Here is an 18,056-nt window from a genome sequence, read left to right on the forward strand (position 1 = left end):
ACTATTGAAGTTGGTTTAATTGTTGTAAAATAGCTATTGCCTGTGGATGTTCCGGGTCAAGGCGGAGGACACGGTTCAGAATTTCCTTTACGGTTTTGTAGTCTTTATTTAGTAACCGTACCGCTGCTTTATTGAGCAAAGCCTGAATGTAGTCCGGGTCTAGCGCAATAGCTCTGTCGTAATATTCTTCTGCTTCTTTGGTATGCCCCTGCAGCACTCTCGCAAAGCCAAAGTTAGAAAGTGCTCTTGGGCGTTTGGGGTTCTCTCCGATCACCCATCCTAAGACTTCCTCCGCTTCCGGTAATTGCCGTAGCTGCACCAGCGCCGCTCCCAGTTTCTCTTTAAAATCAAGATGGAAAGGCAGTAATTTATCCGCCCGGCGGTAGAAGTTCGCAGCCTTTTGAAATTCCCCGGACTGATAGAAAGCCTCGCCAATCCGGTAAGCGGTCCAGGCATCCTTCACATCAGCAGGCATTTTGCCAGTACTTCGCCTCAAAACATTTGAATAATCTTCTCTGGCAAAAAAGTAATGTACCTCCACCGGAAATTGTTCTGTCTCCAAAGCCTCTGAGCGTTGCAGGTACGCCCACGCAGAATCCAGCACCATTGAAGACTGTACGTACTTGTCGTACATTGCAAGATAACCCTTTGCCATTTCCAGGGCAGTTCCGGTCTCTTTGGTCAGAATCTCCAGCCCAAGGAATGTTCCTTCCTGAGTAGCTGATTGTTCCTTTTTTGAGCTTTTAGCAGTCTCTTTGCTGATGTAATGATCCGTAATGTTGACATGAGGTATGTCAATACTGCCGGAGCGGGGCATATGGCAGCCTGAGCAATCATTGCCCTGCGACAACCGTTCAGCTAAGGGGAAGGCACAAGCCGATTCCTCCGGCCCATCATGACAACTTTTACAAGCATTATTGTATTGCCCCTTACCTGTAACTTCGATGCTCTTGTGCGGATTATGGCAAGTAATACAGGTCATTTCTGAATTCAAATAACAAGCGCTCAGGCGCAGGCGGTCTGCCTGAGAAGCCATGATGAATTTCTCATGAGAATCAGTATACCGCGGCAGGAATACATTAAAAACCTCCTCAAGCCGCATTCCCGGCTTAAAATCGTAGAATGACTTGCCATCCTGCAAAACAGCTATCCCCTGCAAATGACAGCGTTGGCAAAGGTCCATTTGAAGGTCACGCGAAAGATCCCGGGGGTTGACAATGGAGTAGTCTGTAAACTTTGAGGTATCTATGATTTCCCCTGCCAGTTTTTCTTTTACATGAATTTCACCCGGGCCATGACAGCGTTCGCACTCTATGCCCGTTGGCATATTTACATATTTGTTCATAGAACCGGGCACCTGTTCCGGCAGATGATTATGACAGGTAATACATTCTGCTGATAATAGCCGGCTAAACCGTATGTTGTCGCCTCTAAACCCTGGTGCCATATCCCACCTCTCATCCTGGGTATAGTAAGTGACAGGCGCCTGGTACAGGTAACCGTTGAAATCGACCATATGAGAATTCGTATGCTGCCCGGAGCCTACGATGTAATCGATTTGTTCCAGCCGCTGATGAACGGTATCTAAACCTTCCAGCCGGTACTCAAGCACATACATCTGACTATCCCTAAAAAAAGGTTGATAGTATAGATCAGAAGCTTCATCATAGACTACAGCATGCGGCCCAAACTTAGCATCCGTTTTTTCCAGGGTTGCCCGGTCAAAAGAACGCCCCATACCAGTATGGATAAAGGTCGAATGCACATTGGAATGGCAGGATTTACAGGTTTGCATCCCTACGTATGCGACGCCCGGTGCCAGGTTTTTATAGGTATCAGATTGGGCGGCCCTATCAGGCAAATCACGTGTACAAAAGACCATAGCCAACGCCAGCGCGCCAAAAAAGAGATATATCAAGCGTTTTATCATGCCGGTCTAAATAATTTACAGGATTGTAAAGGTAGGTAAACTAAAAAATATCCGGCGATCTTCACTACCAGCCAAGTTGTCAGCTTTAAGCCTAAACATAGAAAAGCCATTCTTAGAGATACTGACATAGTATCTTCTAAAACCAGAAAGGCCGGGCGCCCTTTCGGATGCCCGGCCTCCCGGTCTGCCCACTGCGGGCGCCGCCTAAGCAGCGCCCGCCGGGCTATATCTCAAAGAGATGGTTACTTGATGATTACCATCTTCTTCGTTGCTGTGTAGTCACCAGTTTCAACAGTGTAAGATACTACGCCTGTCGCCGCCAGCTCAGAAGACTTAACCGTGATGTGGTTGTAGCCTTTAGAGCCATCCTGGCGGTACAGTTTCAGTACCTTGCCGGTTACGTCGCTGATGGTGATCGTCACCTGTGCTGCCTCTGGCAGGTTGAAGCCGATCACAGTCTCGCCCTTGAATGGGTTCGGCTGGTTCTGGTACAGCTCGAAGCCTGCGCCCGCTACAGTACCGGTGCTGAACTCGATCGCTACGTCCTGGAAGCTGCCGTCTTTGCCGTAAGCTTCTGCCTTCGTAACTGCTGAGCTTACGCCCAGTACTTCGCTCAGCATCACGTCGCTGTTTGCGCGCAATACCAGTGTGAACAGCTCTGCATCAGATGCTTCGCCGTTCCAGCTTGTCGTGATCATGCCTTCGCCCAGGTAAGCCAGGCCGAAGTTGTCTTCAGTAGCTACACCGCTTACGATGTCTACCAGCTCTACGCCGTTGCTCAGCGTCAGCGTCGCCTGGTAGCCCTCGATGCGTGCCAGCTCAGCAGCTGTGAAGCTTACGCGGTACTCATTGCCCGCCTTCAGCTCCTGCTCGTCTGTCTGCAGTGCAAAAGTGCCTTCGTAGCTGCGCTCGTCAACTACTGCAAAGCTGTTTGCTGCCGCATCACCGTTCACATCACCAATCTTCACGGCTACGAAGTCCGCATCCATGATGCTTGTCGCAGGCAGGTCGTTGATGTTGATCACTTCAGGGAACTGCTCTGCCCATGGGTTAGATGGGTCTGGGAAGACGTAAGCCGTCTCCACAAAGCGCCAGCTGGTGTTGTTAGCGAACTCTGTATCGATAGACAGGATCAGCTTGCGCAGCTGGATCAGGTCCAGAGTTGTGATAGAGCCAGAGTTGTTAACGTCCGCTGCGATACGCTGGTATGGCGTGCTCAGCGGGCCAACGCCCAGGATGTGCTTGCTGATCAGTACCAGGTCGAACGTAGACACACCGTTGAGGTAGTCGCCGTCGCGCTGTGGCGTGATCGTGTAGTCAAGGCCTGCTGTCAGGTTCGTGAATACGTAAGCGCCATCGTTCTGAGTCGTCATCGCTGTAGAAGCCTGGCCGGAAAGGCTGACCTGTACATCTTCTACCGGCTCGTTGTCCTCGGTATTGACTGCACCGGCTGCCATTGGTGCTGCTGCACCGCATACGCCCATGTTGTCCTGTACCAGGATGTAAGTCTCGCAGAAGTCGCTGTTGCCAGCTGCGTCGTACGCCCAGATCTCGATCACCAGCGTGCCTTCGTCGTCACAAGTCAGCACAAGGCCGGTCTGGTCAGGGTCGTTAGGCTCGCCTGCACGGTTGATAGAGTACTTGATCGGCTCAGAGCAATCAGTGATCGGAGAAGCGATGAAGTCGCTCGCCCAGATCTCAGCCATGCCTGCACCCGGGTCCGGCAGGTTGTCGCCGTCCTCGTCTACTGGCATCAGCTCGATCGCAATGCCGTTGATGCAAATTGGCGCTGGCGCCTTGCAGTCGATGATGTCGAATGGCAGGATGGCAAGGTCAGAGTTGCCACAGCCGTCCAGTACGTGCACTTCGAACGCGTGGCTGCCGATTGGCAGGTCGTTCACTGTGATCGTGTAGTCTGGGTAAGAACCAGATACCACGCCTGTCAGCTGTACAAGGTCGCCGCTCAGGAATGGGTCAAGGAACACCTTGATCGTCAGGTCGTCTGGCGTACAGTCCTCATCGATGCTGAACGGATAAGTCACGTTCGCATCACAGTTCACGTTGTCCAGTGAGCAGAATGCGTCTGCCTGCGTGAAGCTGATCTCAGGAGCGGTGTCGTCGTATACCTTGATGATCTGAGTGTACTGGTAGTAGCCAGTCTCGTCATACTCGAAGCTGTAGTAGTCGTTCGATACGCCACAGAAGTTGATGCCTGGTACGTTGTTGTCAGGTGTCTCGTCTGTGTCCTGGTCGAAGTAGATCTTGCCGTTCGGGCGTGCAAGCAGCCAGAAGCCGTTGCCGTTGTTCGCAATACGGTCGCCATCGCCTGGCGTTCCGTTGCAGTCCTCGTCGCGGCCTACGATGTAAGGGTCGCTCTCGCCGTCATACTGGCACCAGTTGATCACCTTCCACGTACGGAAGATCTTGTAGCACTCGTCGCCGGATGCAGAGAACTGCTCGTCGTTGCTTGTTACTGCAAGCAGGTCGCAGCCAAGCTCGTTGTACTCAACGGTGTCTGGCGTTGGCGTGCCGCAGTTCGCCTCAGCATCTTCAGGGAAGTAGATCTCGTAGTTGTGCACCTCATTGATCGTGATCACCTGCACACAGCTGTTCGTGCTGCTCAGGCCGTTCACGTCAGTGACGCGGAAGATACGAGTGATGGAGCCGTAGCCGCACTCCAGGTCAGCGTTCGATGCTACCTGCTGTACAGATGCTACGCCGCAGTTGTCTGCGCCCGTCGCCATGCCGAACAGGTCTTCCAGCTGGCCTGCGTCAGATGCGTCGAAGCCGTATGGCAGATCGTCGCAATCCACAACTACGTTGTCTGGCGCATCACAGAATGGGTTGATCTTGTCCTCTGGCGTAACGCTCAGCCAGCAGGAGTTCTGGTTGCCATACTGGTCGGTCACAACCAGTGTGATATCAGATGTAACGCCTACGTCACAGCAGAAGAAGTCGACGAAATCGCCGGTTACGCTGTTCTGCGTGCCGCAAGTGTAAGTGATCGGGTTGAAGTTGTTGCGGAAGATCGCGATAGATACATCACCGCAGTTGTCCCATGAGCCTTCGTCCACGTCAGATGCGAACACCCGTGCAAGCGCTGGCTGGCCAGGCACGATGTTGCCGCCGCCGATGCTTACGTTCAGCTGGTCGTCGCATACTGCCACTGGCTCGATCTGGTCGATCACAGAGAATGGGCAGTACAGCTCCGTCTCATTGCCACAGTCGTCTTCTGCTACATAGCGGAAGAAGTGGTCGCCGAATGGGATAGAGGATACAAAACGGTTCGCGCCAGGCTGGATTGTGCGCACCACTACGGTGTCGATCACAAACTGTCCGGTTGGCAGGCCGTACTGGTTGATCACCTCTTCCTCTGTTGTCGTCACGATCTCGGTGTATACCGTTACGTTAGAGCAGTTGTCGCTCACGCCTGGCATTGGCACCTCGAAAGACGCACCGCAAGAGAATGGGCTTGTAGAGTAAGCAATTGGTGTGCCTGAAGGGCAGGTTACCGTAGGAGCAGTGTAGTCGCCAACTTTGATCAGCTGGTCGATGATCACTGTGCTGCCTGGGTCGCACCAGTCAAATACGGTCCACTCACGGCGGAACTTGAAGCGGCCTTCGCACTCGTCTACTGTTGGCAGGTCGTCGTAAGAAGCGCCGATGTTGCAGTAATTCGGAGCAATGTCAAAGATGCCGAACGCTGTGAAGATGAACGGATAGCCGGTCAGCTCTGGAGCCGGGTTGCCGTTCGCCAGCGCTGGGTAGTCTTCGTCGCACTCTACCACTACCGTGATCGGCGGGTTCGTCACGTCAGCAAGCGTTGGCTTGCGGAAAGTGATCTGCTGCTGGCACTCGTCTGTCAGGCCCTGGTCGTCAGTAGCCGTGAAGGAGCGCGTGATTACTACGTCGCCGCAGTCGCCGGAAGCTGTGAAGCTGTCCGTCGCTGTGATGCCTACGTTGTTGTCGCAGTTGTCCGTCGCACTTGGCGAGCCTACCCACTGGTAAGTGCCGCTGATGAATGCGGTCTCCTGTGCTACAGAACCTGCGTCGCCGCCGTAGATCTGGTCGAAGTCATTGCAGAACAATGGCAGTACCAGCTGCTCGGTAGTCGATGGCAGGGCAGAGAACGTCGTGTCAAACTGGGTCGTCCAGTCTGGCAGTGTCGTCTGCGTGAAGTTCCATGAGCCTACAAGGCCGTTGCCGTCGCTGAAGATCGTGTGCGTGTAAGGGCCTACCTGCTCCGCATCTACTGAAGATACCAGTACAGTGTAAGTCTCGTATGGGCGCAGTGGCAGCGTCATACGGATTGTCGGGTTGATACCGCCGCCCACAGGGCCGAGGTTCGCGCTGTTCAGGTCCGCTGTTGACGCCGTGAGGATATTCTCACATGGGCTGTCAGGGTTGAAGCCGCCCTGGAATACCGCTGTCGCTGCTCCGCCGTTCCAGCCGGCTGGCGCAGTCAGGTAAATTGTATATACATCCTCTTCACTAACCTGGAATTCGATCAGGTCGTAGTACTGTGGGCCCGCCAGTGGCGTGGTTATAGGGCCGAAGATGTTGAACAGGTAATCGAGGAAGCAAGAGTAGTCCGCCAGCTCGATCTGTGGGTCAGACGCTGTCAGCTCGCCGTCGATCGTTTGTACAGGCACACTGACAGTCGCTACGTCTGTGTCGTCCGGGCACTCGATAACTGGTGCTGTCTTGTCCTCGCCAGTGATGTAGCCCCAGCATGGCTCGAAGCCTGCTACGTCTGGTGTCAATGGAGAGAAGACGAAGTTGTCGACTGTTGCAACGCCTGGGCCTAAGGTACAATCTACAGATGCAACTCCAATAGCCAGTACGTCACCAGCTGCAACGTCTACGTTTACAGTACCCGCTGCATTAACACTGTTGATCGTATTTACTAAGACTGTTACATTGCCATTAGCATCAACGAGTGCGATGAACGCATCCCAGCCAGAACCGAATAGATCGAGGCTAGTGTAATCGTAGTCAAAAGTGACATTTCCATCATTAGGCATTGCAATGGCAATAGATGCCTCGGCACCCGTTCCGAAACAGCTAATTCCATCAGGGCCGTCAAAGTCAACAGAAGCGCCATTAGCAGCAAAGGATACAGAACCATTATTCTGCTGAAGGATGCTCCAGTTACCCGGTGCAAAATCACCAGTAAAGCCAACCACAGGCTGAGCAGTTGTTGCAAAGTCAATTTCATAGATGAACTGGCCGTGGCCGTCCAGGATATTGCCGTTCGCAGGGTTGTCGTCGTTTACGATGTTGACCGCAAAGTCAGACTCCTCGAAGCAGCCGAAGTTGCCTTCCAGTACCATATCCGCAGTGATTACGCGTGAGCAGTTGTCGTCAAGCGTAACGTTGATGTCATCGTTGCAAGCCAGGTTCTCCTGTGGTGCAGGCGCCTGAGTTACATTGATAGAGAAGGACTCCGTGCGGCTGTTGCCAGCTGCATCAGTCGCTGTAATCGTAATGGTATGCGTGCCAGGGCCGCCCATGAATACATAGCCGCCTGGTACTGCAGTAACAGAACCTGTTCCTGCAGAAACCGTTACGGTTGGGTCAAGGTCGCCATCGCAGTTGTCGATCGCAGTCACCTGGAAAGTCTGAGAAGCTACTGCATCTACAAGGCATGGGTCCAGTGCGATATTGATGTTCTGAGATGGGTAGATGATGATCGGAGCAGAGTTGTCAGGCTGGTCTGTTACCGTGAAGGTAGCAGTGCCTTCTGAAGTCGCGCCTGCGCCGTCAGTGTAAGTACCTACGAGTGTGTAAGAGCCCGCTGGGATACCAGCCAGGTTCCATACGTAAAGGCCATTTGCCTCATCAGAAGCGGCTGCGTCAACTGCAGGTGCAGCACCGCCGTTCAGTGTGAAGGTAGCACCGCTAAGGTCTGCATCACAGTCGTCTGTGATCTGTACCTGGAAGCTCAGGTCTGCTCCGTCAGCACACAGTGGCTCAAGGAATGCAAGGTTGCCGGGCATCGTGACCGTTGCAGGCTGGTTCGCATCCTGGATAACAGAAACCGCGTGGTCTACAGTTACGCCCTGGTAGCTTACTGCGATGAGGTAATCACCTGGCTCAAGGTTGCCGGTAGCCTCGAAATATACATAGTCTTCCTGTGGCAGGAAGTAGCTGATCGCTACATCTGCACCACTAACGGTCAGGTCCGCAGGATTGAAGTTGAATACTGTCAGGTCACAGTCATATACGTTGCCAGAGAACACAACCTCTGCGTTGTCCTCACAAGCTGGTACGTTGAACTGGCCATTGCCTGATACGTCTACGATTGGAGCCGGGCTTGCTGCCTGCGTCACTTCGATATCGAAGCTGTAGGAAGCAGTATTGCCTGTATCGTCAGTAGAAGTGTAAGATACCGTGTAAGTACCTGCTGTCAGCGTGCTGCCGGAAGATGGGCCAGCTGTCTGAGTCAGTGCTGGCTGCACATCACAGTCATCAACTGTAGATACTGTCCAGTTTACAGGCACGCCTTCATCCTGGCAAGCCGGGATTTGAACCTGCATGTCGCCAGGGCCGTAAATCTCAGGGATACGCACATCCAGTACTTCGATAGTGAAAGTCAGGGTCGTGTTGTTGCCATTCTCATCGGTTGCGCTAAGCGTAACAACGTTCGTGCCTACTGCAGCGAAGATATTCACAGCGTAAGCCGCGTCTACTGCATCCTGAGTTACTGAAGCTGTTGGGAATACGCCAAGGTTGTTATTGGTCACACTCGCTGTGAAGTCAATATCAGATGGCCCACCGCAGTTGTCGAATGGGAACACAGACCAAAGCAGCTGTACGCCGCACTCGCCCTCTGGCGGAGTGTACGTAAGCGTCGCGCCTGAGCCCAGGTCAACACCACCGGCTGCAGTCACGTCTATACCTGGTGCCTGGCTGTCGGATGGCGTCAGCGTCTGAGTTGCTGAAACAGAAGAAACACAGCCCGTCTGGTCTGTGTTAAACTGGCAGCCGCCTGCTGAAGCCAAGGAGAGGTTCACCGTGTAGACTGTACCACCTACTGCGGCGTTCAGCCCACCGAAGGTTATGGTATTGCCCGCTGGCACGTTGAAGAAAGTGGTCCCGCCTACAGAAATATTGTAGGAAGCGCCACAACCATCATTCACCGTAACATCAAAGCTGCCGGAGAACTCGTCGCCCGGGCAAACTGGGTTGTTCACGTTGGTGATAGAAATCGTTGGCTGGCGGTCCTGAATGTCCGCGCCATCGATTTGGCCAGTTGCAGATGAAACATTAGAAGCTGCACAGTTCGCAGTAATTGCGTAGTTGTAGGTCGTGCCTGGTGTCAGGGTACCTGCAACAATAGTCAGCTCAGTGGAAGTCATGTTGACAAAGTCGACAACCGGCTGGTTGCCATTCTCGATGTCAACGGTGTAAGATTGTACCAGGCCGCTTGGGTCCGTAATGTCCCAGTCCAGTACAACGACTCCATCACAGTTGTAGCTCACGTCTACGTTCGATGGTGTTGGACAATCCTGTGCAAAAGCCTGTGGAAGGCCCAGGAAAGTCAACAGCGCGAACGCAAATGCGCCTGCCAGCCGCGACGGAGAAACGAAAGTAAACTTCGTTTTTTCCATAAGATCACGATTTGTTTAAAAAAAATTAGGTTAAAAAAAGGTCGTTAAATAAAATATCGAGACTCTGACTCCAGGCATATTAAGGAGTAGAGACAAATTTTAGGTCGTCGGTAATCCTGACGCTTTTGTCCGGACTAGTGAATATCGGGTAATTCCAGCTGTTCAATACTATATAACAAGCAAAGCAAACAACTCATGCTGTAATCGAGTGTTGCTCATCGTTCTTTTGCAATAATCTCATGAAAGGGAAAAGGAAAGCTAAAGACTGGTCCTGTTTGATGCTAGTTCTAAATAAAAGATTAGAATAGATTCCGGTTACCATATTTTCTTTCCAGGGTAATTGTAGCTACTAAGCTACATTTTTTTTCTGAATAAAAGAAGTTAACTCAGGTTTTTTGTTAACCAAACTTTAGGAACAAAAGTAGCAGCAAGATGACAAATACAAAAATTTATCTGCATTTTTTTCAAAAAAAGATTACCTCCTAATACCCGTATCCTCGACCATAAACCTGAGATTCCGGACCTCTTTCAAGGAATCTCTTCTCGTATACTGCTCCATTTCAAGGGTATACTCTCCAATCTGATTGAAGTAAGTCCCTGTTTGCAGTGGGACTTTTAGCGCGCATTCCTGACCACTGCATGCACCCAGCCATTGCCCGCCTTTATCAGCCAGTTCCAGGGAGACCACCTCGCTAAGTTCATTCCCATCCGGAAATATCGTCTGAATACGGGTGTACAGGTTTTGGTTGGAGTAAGACGAGGTATGCCCTACTTCCAACCATAGGTTGTAGATTTTTGTAGTATCTTCCACCTTAAAGGAGAAAGAAACCGGCTCATCATAAGCCCACCCGGTTTCCGGTATTTCCTTTTCTGTATTGAAGATATAGTTGGGCCCGCAGGAGGAAAACGATAACAAACCCGTGGTCAGCAAAACGATTAGCATCCCGGACCGGAACCATGAAAAACCAAAGTGCATAGGCACATCATTTTCTACTTGAAGTAATCTTTCATCTTCTCAAAAAAGCCTTTTTCAGACTTACCGGGCTGCGGGTTGAAGTTCGGCATCTGCCGGATTTTCTCGAGTACTTCCCGATCTTCATCAGACAGCTTTTTGGGCGTCCAGACATTTACGTGGATCAGTTGATCTCCTTTGCCGTAAGACTGTACACTGGGCAATCCTTTGCCCTTCAAACGAAAAATCTTTCCGGATTGTGTCCCGGCCGGCACTTTTATCTTCACCCGCCCGTCAATAGTTGGCACCTCTACTGATGTGCCCAGCGCAGCATCTGCAAAGTTGAGGTATAATTCGTGGACCAGGTTCATGCCATCCCGTTGCAGGTGGTCATGTGGTTTTTCTTCTATGTTGATCAAAAGGTCGCCGGCAGGGCCGCCTTTGGCACCGGCATTCCCTTTACCCCGCAGGGACAACTGCATGCCTTCTTCTACGCCTGCCGGTATCTCGATTTCCATTGTTTCTTCTCCATGCATCCGGCCGTCACCGCCGCAAGTCGTGCACTTAGCCGTCACCTGCTGCCCTGAGCCATTACAGGTGGGACAGGTAACAGTAGTCTGCATCTGCCCAAGGAAGGTATTTTTCACCTGACGGACATATCCAGCTCCACGGCAGGTCGTACAGGTTTTTACGCTGCTACTGTCCTTCGCACCGCTACCATTACAGGATGTACAGGTGACCTCCTTCTTGACCTTGATTTTTTTGGTCACCCCACTGGCAATTTCTTCCAGCGTCAATGCCACTTTTATGCGCAGATTGCTGCCTCTCTGCCCGGCACTGCGGGCACGGCCACGGCCAGCCCCTCCGCCAAAGAAGGAATCGAACGGGCTGCCGCCATCGCCAAAGATATCGCCAAATTGCTGGAAGATATCTTCCATGGTCATTCCACCACCACTAAAGCCGCCGCCTCCGCTGTTACCACTAACACCAGCATGCCCGTAGCGGTCATAGCGCGCCCGTTTCTGGCTGTCGCTCAGAATCTCGTAAGCCTCCGCAGCTTCTTTGAACTTTTCTTCCGCCTCCTTATCATCGGGATTTCGGTCAGGGTGGTATTTGAGTGCCAGTTTGCGATAGGCTTTTTTGATCACCCCTTCGTCTGCATCCTTATTCACCCCTAAAACCTCGTAATAATCTCGTTTTGCCATAATGTCTTATTAGCCTGACGCTATATTATTTTCCTACCACCACCTTTGCGTGACGGATGATCTTATCATTGAGCCAATACCCTTTTTCAACGGTGTCTATGATTTTACCTTTCTGCTCTTCTGAAGGCGCAGGCACCTCCGTCAGTGCTTCGTGCAATTCCGGGTCAAAGTCTTCACCGTTGGTTTCCATAGGCTTAAGCCCTTTCTGCTCCAGGGTATTGTAGAGTTTTTTGTACACCAGCCCGATCCCTTCGGCAAACAAATCTCCCTTGTCGTTTTCGTCCGCAGCTTTGCGGGCCCTGTCAAAATCGTCCAAAACTGGCAGGAGAGCTGTCATTGTGTCTTTTGCAGCGTTTTTCATCATATCCATCTTTTCACGGATGGAGCGCCGCTTGAAATTCTCAAACTCCGCCATCAAACGCAGGTGCTTGTCCTTTAATTCTTCCAATTGCTTGTCTTTTGCGCTGAGCTGATCTTCAGGGCTCAGTTCCTCATTAGTGCCCTGAGCAGTATTTTCCTCAGCAGTTTCGTTGGTTTCCTGTGCTGCTGCCGCTTCCTGTGCCGCCGCAGCATCCTGGTCTTTTACGTCTTCCTGATGCTCTTTATGTTCACTCATGGTTTTATTTTTTTGCGTTTGCAAAGGTATAACCTCCGGGCTAATGCCCGCAATTATTTTGCCAGCTCTGTTTCTGCGACAATATGTCAGTTATTTGACTGGGCACTGAGGCGCTCCCGGACTTCCGAAACAGATGGATTAACGGCGATGATCTGCCCCTGCGGATTGAGCAGATACTTGGTAGGCACTTGCTTCACACCAAAATCGTTGGCGATCCTCCCATCAAAAAACCTCAGGCTCGTAGCCGTATCCATAATATGGTAGGGCCAGTCGAGCCCGTCCTGTTCAATTGCTCTCTCCCAGCGCGCTGCATTCTCTTCCACCCCTATGCTCACGATGCTAAAGCCCCTTGCATTTGTAAACGCCTTAGCACCAAAAGCCTTATTCAGCTCCACCAGCTCAGGGTTTTCTTTACGGCAGGGAGCGCACCAACTACCCCAGAAATCCAGGAGTACGTACTGCCCCCTTAAATCAGACAGATCAAAAGCCTGTCCGTTTTTCAGTTGTGCCTGAATGACTGGCACCTGCTCCCCGTTGATAAACCGGGGCTTCATGTAAAAGTACCGACCGATGATGAGCAGTACCACTCCAATAATAATTATGTTGAGTACTTTTCCGAAGGTTATTTTTGGCATTTTCCGGATGAGATTTTTGTGACAAGAGATATACTGACGATTAAGTGATTTGCCGCAGCAAACCTACTCAATGCTTGCCCGTGTCTCGCCGCCTTAGAGCTTTGACCACCTTAAAGGCAAGAGGGTCAGCATTTACGCTGGGAAGTGACTTGCGCCTGTCCGGACAAGCTATGCTTCGTCACGGCCCTGTCCTGACAAGCTATGCTTCGTCACGGACCGATGTCGCAAATCCAAGATCCCAGACGATGAATGTCTGGATCAACGACCCCAGACGATGAATGTCTGGATCAAAGACCCGACATTTATCGTTCCCCGTGCTGGCCGTCAGCGCCAGTAGGTGACCACTTCGTATTGCATATATCCCTGAATAACATATGATAAAAAACAGCCGTTTTCCGTACTTTGGCTTTTCTTTGCTGAAAGCGGCAAGCTGACTATCTGTTTCTAACCAAAACCACAAGCTGAACAACCTATGAAGGTAATCGACCCTGCCTCAACCCCCACCAAAGACTTGCATCAATATCTGTTGGGTGCCGTTGCACCACGCCCTATCGCATTCGCCAGTACTGTGGATGAACATGGCAACCACAACCTGGCTCCGTACAGCTTTTTCAATTGCTTTAGTTCCAATCCACCTATTGTGGTCTTCTCCTCCAACCGGCGGGTTTCAGACAACAGCACCAAAGATACTTTGCACAACATCATGCAGACCCGGGAAGTTGTCATCAACGTTGTCAACTACAATATCGTACGGCAAATGGCGCTGACGAGCATCGACTATCCCAGCGAAGTAAGCGAGTTCGAAAAAGCAGGGCTGACTCCGGTACCGGCCGACCTTGTCAGCCCGATGCGTGTTGAGGAATCCCCGGCACAGCTGGAATGCAAAGTCAAGGAAATCATCCCGCTTGGTGAATCGGGCGGTGCCGGACACCTTATTATATGCGAAGTGGTGAGAATGCATATTCACGAGCAGGTACTGGACGAAGACGGTAAGATCAATCCGCATAAAATCGACCTCATGGGCCGTATGGGCCGTGCCTTCTATGTACGGGCGAGCGGAGAGGCTATCCACAAAATCTTCCAGCCTTTCAACGTACAAGGTATGGGTTTCGACGCCCTGCCGGTTGGCATCCGCAATAGCACCGTCCTTACGGGCAACAACCTTGGCATGCTGGCTTCCCTGCCTGAGCCCCCCTCTCCCGAAGCGATTGAGGCCATACGCAAGGAACCTACGGTACAGGAAGCCCTTTCCACCGGGCACCCACGCCGGGCACTGCACCTGCTGGCTCAAAAAGAGCTGGCCAAAGAAGATAAAACCAAAGCAGCCGCCCTGGCATGGCTGGGAGAGCAGGTCTAACTACCTGCTCCCGGCAACTGCCGTTCACCAAATGATAGGCTGCACTTTTGTCGCCCAGTACATATAAACTTCCCGGATGGCCCCTTTTTCCCCACCATAATTTGCCTAAATTAGCTGCTCAATCCCGAAAACCTCCTGACGACAGAACGCTTAATTTTCTATTCAACCATAATATTTGCAAAGTATGAAGAGGACTTTTACCCGGTTTAGTGCCGTGCTGGCAGCGCTATTGATAGCTGCTACCGGCTGGGCACAACAGCAAACACCCCTGGACATCGCACTCCGCCATCTGGAGCAAGAGCGCGAGGCCTGGGGCCTGGCCGATGGAGACACCAAAGATGTCGTACTCCGCGATCAGGTATACAGCCGCCACAACGGCACCACCCACTTTTACTTCAATCAGCGCCACGAGGGCATTGAAGTGTATAATGCCATCAACGGCGTGCACGTACAGGAAGGTAAAGTGGTATTCTCCACCAACCGTTTCACGCCCAATCTGGCAGAAAAAGTTAACACAACAGCTCCCAGCCTTACCGCCTATCAGGCGATTGAGGCCGCAGCGACCGACCTTGGCCTTATCATGGACGGACGGGAGCATCAGATTGCGCAGGATGGCCATCTCTACACCTTTTCCGGCGGCAGCATTTCTGATTCGGATATCAAAGTGGAGCTGGTCTACCAAATGATGGAGGACGGCAGCGCCCGCCTCGCCTGGGATTTGGCTATCGATATGCCCACTACCCACGACTACTGGAGCCTCCGCATGGATGCCATCACTGGTGAGGAACTGGACCGCATCAACTGGAACGTAAGCTGTAACTTTGATGCGCCCAATGGCACGCATGCACACAGCCACAACTGTGAGCACACGCAAGCGGAAGACAAGCCAGGCTTGCCTATTCGTCAGGCGCTGGAGCAGCAGAGCATGGTACAAAGTGACAACGCCGTGTACAATGTATTCGCGCTACCCGCTGAGAGCCCCATCCACGGCCCACGTGTGCTGGTGGAAAACCCCGCCGACACCCTGGCATCTCCCTTTGGATGGCACGATACCAACGGTGAGGCAGGACCAGAATACACCATCACACGAGGCAACAACGTCCACGCTTACCTTGACCTCGACAACTCCAATCAACCACAGGGCGATGAGCCGGACGGAGGGGAAAACCTGGTGTTCGATTTTCCAATCGACCTGAATGCGGAGCCGGATACTTACCAGGAAGCAGCAGTAACACAGTTGTTCTACACCAACAACATGATCCACGATATTGTCTACGCCTATGGCTTTGATGAACAGGCGGGCAATTTCCAGCAAAACAACTACGGCCGGGGCGGTCAGGGCGGCGACTACGTCAATGCCCACGCTCAGGACGGCGGTGGAGTTAATAACGCGAACTTCGCTACCCCACCCGATGGCGGGAACGGCACTATGCAGATGTATCTCTGGCAAGGCGGTGGCAGTATTTTCAGAGTCAACAGCCCACAGCCCGTCGCTGGTTCTTACGAAGTATCTGCCGCTTCATTTGGTGCTCCTATCACGGAAAACCCTGTAACCGGCGATGTAGTTATCGCCGACGATGGCACTGCTGATGGCAGTCAGGCTTGTAATCCATTGGAAAATGTGGAGGCTATGGAAGGTAAGATTGCCATTATCGACCGGGGCGGTTGCGAATTTGGCCTGAAATCATTGAATGCACAGGAAGCCGGAGCGATCGGTGTCATTATCTGTAATTTCGAGGATGCTTCTGTAGGTATGGCAGGCGGCGCCGTAGGTGGACAGGTCACTATTCCAGTCGTTTCACTTGGTAATGCAGATTGCCAAACTATCCGCGAATTTGCCGGACAAGGACTGAATGTAACTTTCCAGGTACCCGATGACAGTGGCCCTGAATTCGTAGATGGTGACCTGGACAATGGTATTGTGGCTCACGAGTACGGCCATGGTATCTCCAACCGCCTCACCGGTGGCCCCTCTGCAGCAGGTTGCCTGGGCAACGACGAGCAAATGGGCGAGGGCTGGAGCGATTACTTCGCCCTTATCACTTCTGTACAGCCTGGCGAGACCGGCGATATGCCACGAGGTATCGGCACTTTCGCCCTGAAGCAGGAAATCACCGGCTCCGGCATCCGCCGGCAGCGCTACTCCACTGACCTCTCCGTGAACAACCAAACTTACGATGATGTCAAAGGTACTACAGCCCCTCACCCCCTTGGTGAAGTCTGGGCGGTGGTCACCTGGGACCTCTACTGGGCTTTCGTGGAAGAATACGGCTGGGACCCTGATCCGATGAACGGCACCGGTGGAAATAATATGGCCATCCAACTCGTCATGGACGGTATGAAGCTTCAGGCGTGCAGCCCGGGCTTTGAGGATGGACGTGACGCCATTTTCGCAGCCGATGTGCTCAACTATGATGGCATCCACGAGTGCCTGATCTGGGAAGTCTTCGCCCGCCGGGGCATGGGCTACTTCATGACACAGGAGAGCTCCAACAACCGGAATGATAATGTGGAAGACTTCGAGCCCCGCCCGGAGTGTATCCGTGAGCTGAAGATCACCAAGTCTGTGACGCCACTTATCGAAGCTGGCGAAGAAATCGAGGTAACGATGACCCTCACCAACCACAAGGGAGAAACCGTAACTGGCGTAATGGTGGAAGATGAAATCCCCACAGGCCTTTCCTTTATACCTGGCTCTGCAGTAGGTGCAGACGCTACGGCTACCGGCAGTGCCGTTACGCTCGAAGTAGGCGATATGTCCAACGGTGAGGTCGTTACCATCTCCTACAAACTGGTTTCTGACGAGGAAATCTTCTCTACCACGCAGTACTTTGATGGCATGGAGAATGACGATGAAAACTGGTTCTTCCTCAACCTTGACCCCGAGGGCTTCAACGTTTGGGAAATTTCTGAACTGGATGCCTACGAAGGTGAGAAAAGCTGGTTCATCGAAAACACAGAGTTTGTAAACGATCAGGTGATCTTCCTGCAGGAACCGGTAACGGTAACTGGCGAGAACCCTGTACTGCGCTTCTTCCACAAATTCAATACCGTTATTGGTTTTGACGGTGGCGTGGTTGAAATCTCTACCGACGGCGGCTTTACATGGCAGCGTATCCCCGAGCGCCTGATACGGAACGGCTACAACTCCACACTGGATTATCAGACGCTGGTTATTCCTTTCCTTGAAGCCTTCTCGGGCGATTCTCAGGGCTGGATTGATACTTACATCGACCTCAGCGATTATGCCGGTCAGGACATTAACTTCCGCTTCCGTTTCGGCTCAAACGAAGGAGGTGTACCGACTACCGGCACGAACCCGGGCTGGTTTGTGGATAATGTAGAAATCATGGACATGATCAACTACAACGGTGAAGCCTGTGTGATGTCAAACGAAGGCGATATGGCATGTACTATTGCACCTGAAGAAGGTACCATCGTAGAATCCGCGCTATCAAGCAGCGTGGAAGAAGCCTTGCCAGAGGGCGCCGTGAAAGTCTTCCCTAACCCTGCCAACGACCTGCTAAATGTGGCCATCGATGTGACGGGTGCGGAAGAGGCCCTGATCACACTCGTTGCGATGGACGGCCGCGTCATGCAGGAGCAGCAAGTGGAAATGGGCGGTTTCTACCAGCTCGTTCCCGTTAATGTTGCCCAGTTGCCTGCCGGTATGTACTTTGTCAAAGTGCAGGCGGGCGGTAAAATGACGACTCAAAAGGTCGTTATCCGATAGGATGCACTTAAAGGA

General features: G+C 52.1%; 8 protein-coding genes. 2 read left to right on the forward strand and 6 right to left on the reverse strand.

What is annotated here, in order from left to right; translation table 11 throughout:
* Position 1 precedes the first annotated feature (1 nt).
* The 6 genes from ACO08I_RS08175 to ACO08I_RS08200 form a co-directional block, all read right to left on the reverse strand.
* A complete protein-coding gene (locus ACO08I_RS08175) occupies positions 2 to 1,930 on the reverse strand; it encodes a tetratricopeptide repeat protein (RefSeq protein WP_421949033.1) in 1,929 nt (642 codons plus the stop codon).
* 242 nt (positions 1,931 to 2,172) lie between these two features.
* The gene (locus ACO08I_RS08180; protein WP_421949034.1) at positions 2,173 to 9,543 is read right to left on the reverse strand and encodes an HYR domain-containing protein; all 7,371 of its coding nucleotides are present in this window, start codon (positions 9,541 to 9,543) and stop codon (positions 2,173 to 2,175) included.
* A gap of 475 nt (positions 9,544 to 10,018) precedes the next feature.
* Positions 10,019 to 10,519 (reverse strand): gliding motility lipoprotein GldH, encoded by a 501-nt coding sequence (locus ACO08I_RS08185; RefSeq protein WP_282781735.1) that lies wholly within the window; start codon positions 10,517 to 10,519, stop codon positions 10,019 to 10,021.
* A gap of 14 nt (positions 10,520 to 10,533) precedes the next feature.
* The gene (gene dnaJ / locus ACO08I_RS08190) at positions 10,534 to 11,700 is read right to left on the reverse strand and encodes a molecular chaperone DnaJ (RefSeq protein WP_421949035.1); all 1,167 of its coding nucleotides are present in this window, start codon (positions 11,698 to 11,700) and stop codon (positions 10,534 to 10,536) included.
* Positions 11,701 to 11,725: 25 nt separating this feature from the next.
* Entirely contained in the window at positions 11,726 to 12,316 is a 591-nt protein-coding gene (locus ACO08I_RS08195) for a nucleotide exchange factor GrpE (RefSeq protein ID WP_282781732.1), read from the reverse strand.
* Positions 12,317 to 12,402: 86 nt separating this feature from the next.
* A complete protein-coding gene (locus ACO08I_RS08200) occupies positions 12,403 to 12,951 on the reverse strand; it encodes a TlpA family protein disulfide reductase (RefSeq protein ID WP_282781729.1) in 549 nt (182 codons plus the stop codon).
* Positions 12,952 to 13,423: 472 nt separating this feature from the next.
* Between ACO08I_RS08200 and ACO08I_RS08205 the strand changes: the two genes are divergently transcribed.
* Both ACO08I_RS08205 and ACO08I_RS08210 read left to right on the forward strand, forming a co-directional pair.
* Entirely contained in the window at positions 13,424 to 14,308 is an 885-nt protein-coding gene (locus ACO08I_RS08205) for a flavin reductase family protein (protein WP_282781727.1), read from the forward strand.
* Between the two features lie 184 nt (positions 14,309 to 14,492).
* Complete coding sequence (locus ACO08I_RS08210; protein WP_421949036.1) at positions 14,493 to 18,041, forward strand: T9SS-dependent M36 family metallopeptidase; 3,549 nt, start codon at positions 14,493 to 14,495, stop codon at positions 18,039 to 18,041.
* Positions 18,042 to 18,056 lie beyond the last annotated feature (15 nt).

The organism is Phaeodactylibacter xiamenensis, assembly GCF_965229835.1.
GTDB lineage: Bacteria > Bacteroidota > Bacteroidia > Chitinophagales > Saprospiraceae > Phaeodactylibacter > Phaeodactylibacter xiamenensis.

Coding starts and splice junctions, on each gene's coding strand:
- ACO08I_RS08210 (WP_421949036.1), top strand. CDS start 14,493: ATGAAGAGGACTTTTACCCGGTTTAGTGCCGTGCTGGCAGCGCTATTG.
- ACO08I_RS08180 (WP_421949034.1), bottom strand. CDS start 9,543: ATGGAAAAAACGAAGTTTACTTTCGTTTCTCCGTCGCGGCTGGCAGGC.
- ACO08I_RS08195 (WP_282781732.1), bottom strand. CDS start 12,316: ATGAGTGAACATAAAGAGCATCAGGAAGACGTAAAAGACCAGGATGCT.
- ACO08I_RS08205 (WP_282781727.1), top strand. CDS start 13,424: ATGAAGGTAATCGACCCTGCCTCAACCCCCACCAAAGACTTGCATCAA.
- dnaJ (WP_421949035.1), bottom strand. CDS start 11,700: ATGGCAAAACGAGATTATTACGAGGTTTTAGGGGTGAATAAGGATGCA.
- ACO08I_RS08185 (WP_282781735.1), bottom strand. CDS start 10,519: ATGCACTTTGGTTTTTCATGGTTCCGGTCCGGGATGCTAATCGTTTTG.
- ACO08I_RS08200 (WP_282781729.1), bottom strand. CDS start 12,951: ATGCCAAAAATAACCTTCGGAAAAGTACTCAACATAATTATTATTGGA.
- ACO08I_RS08175 (WP_421949033.1), bottom strand. CDS start 1,930: ATGATAAAACGCTTGATATATCTCTTTTTTGGCGCGCTGGCGTTGGCT.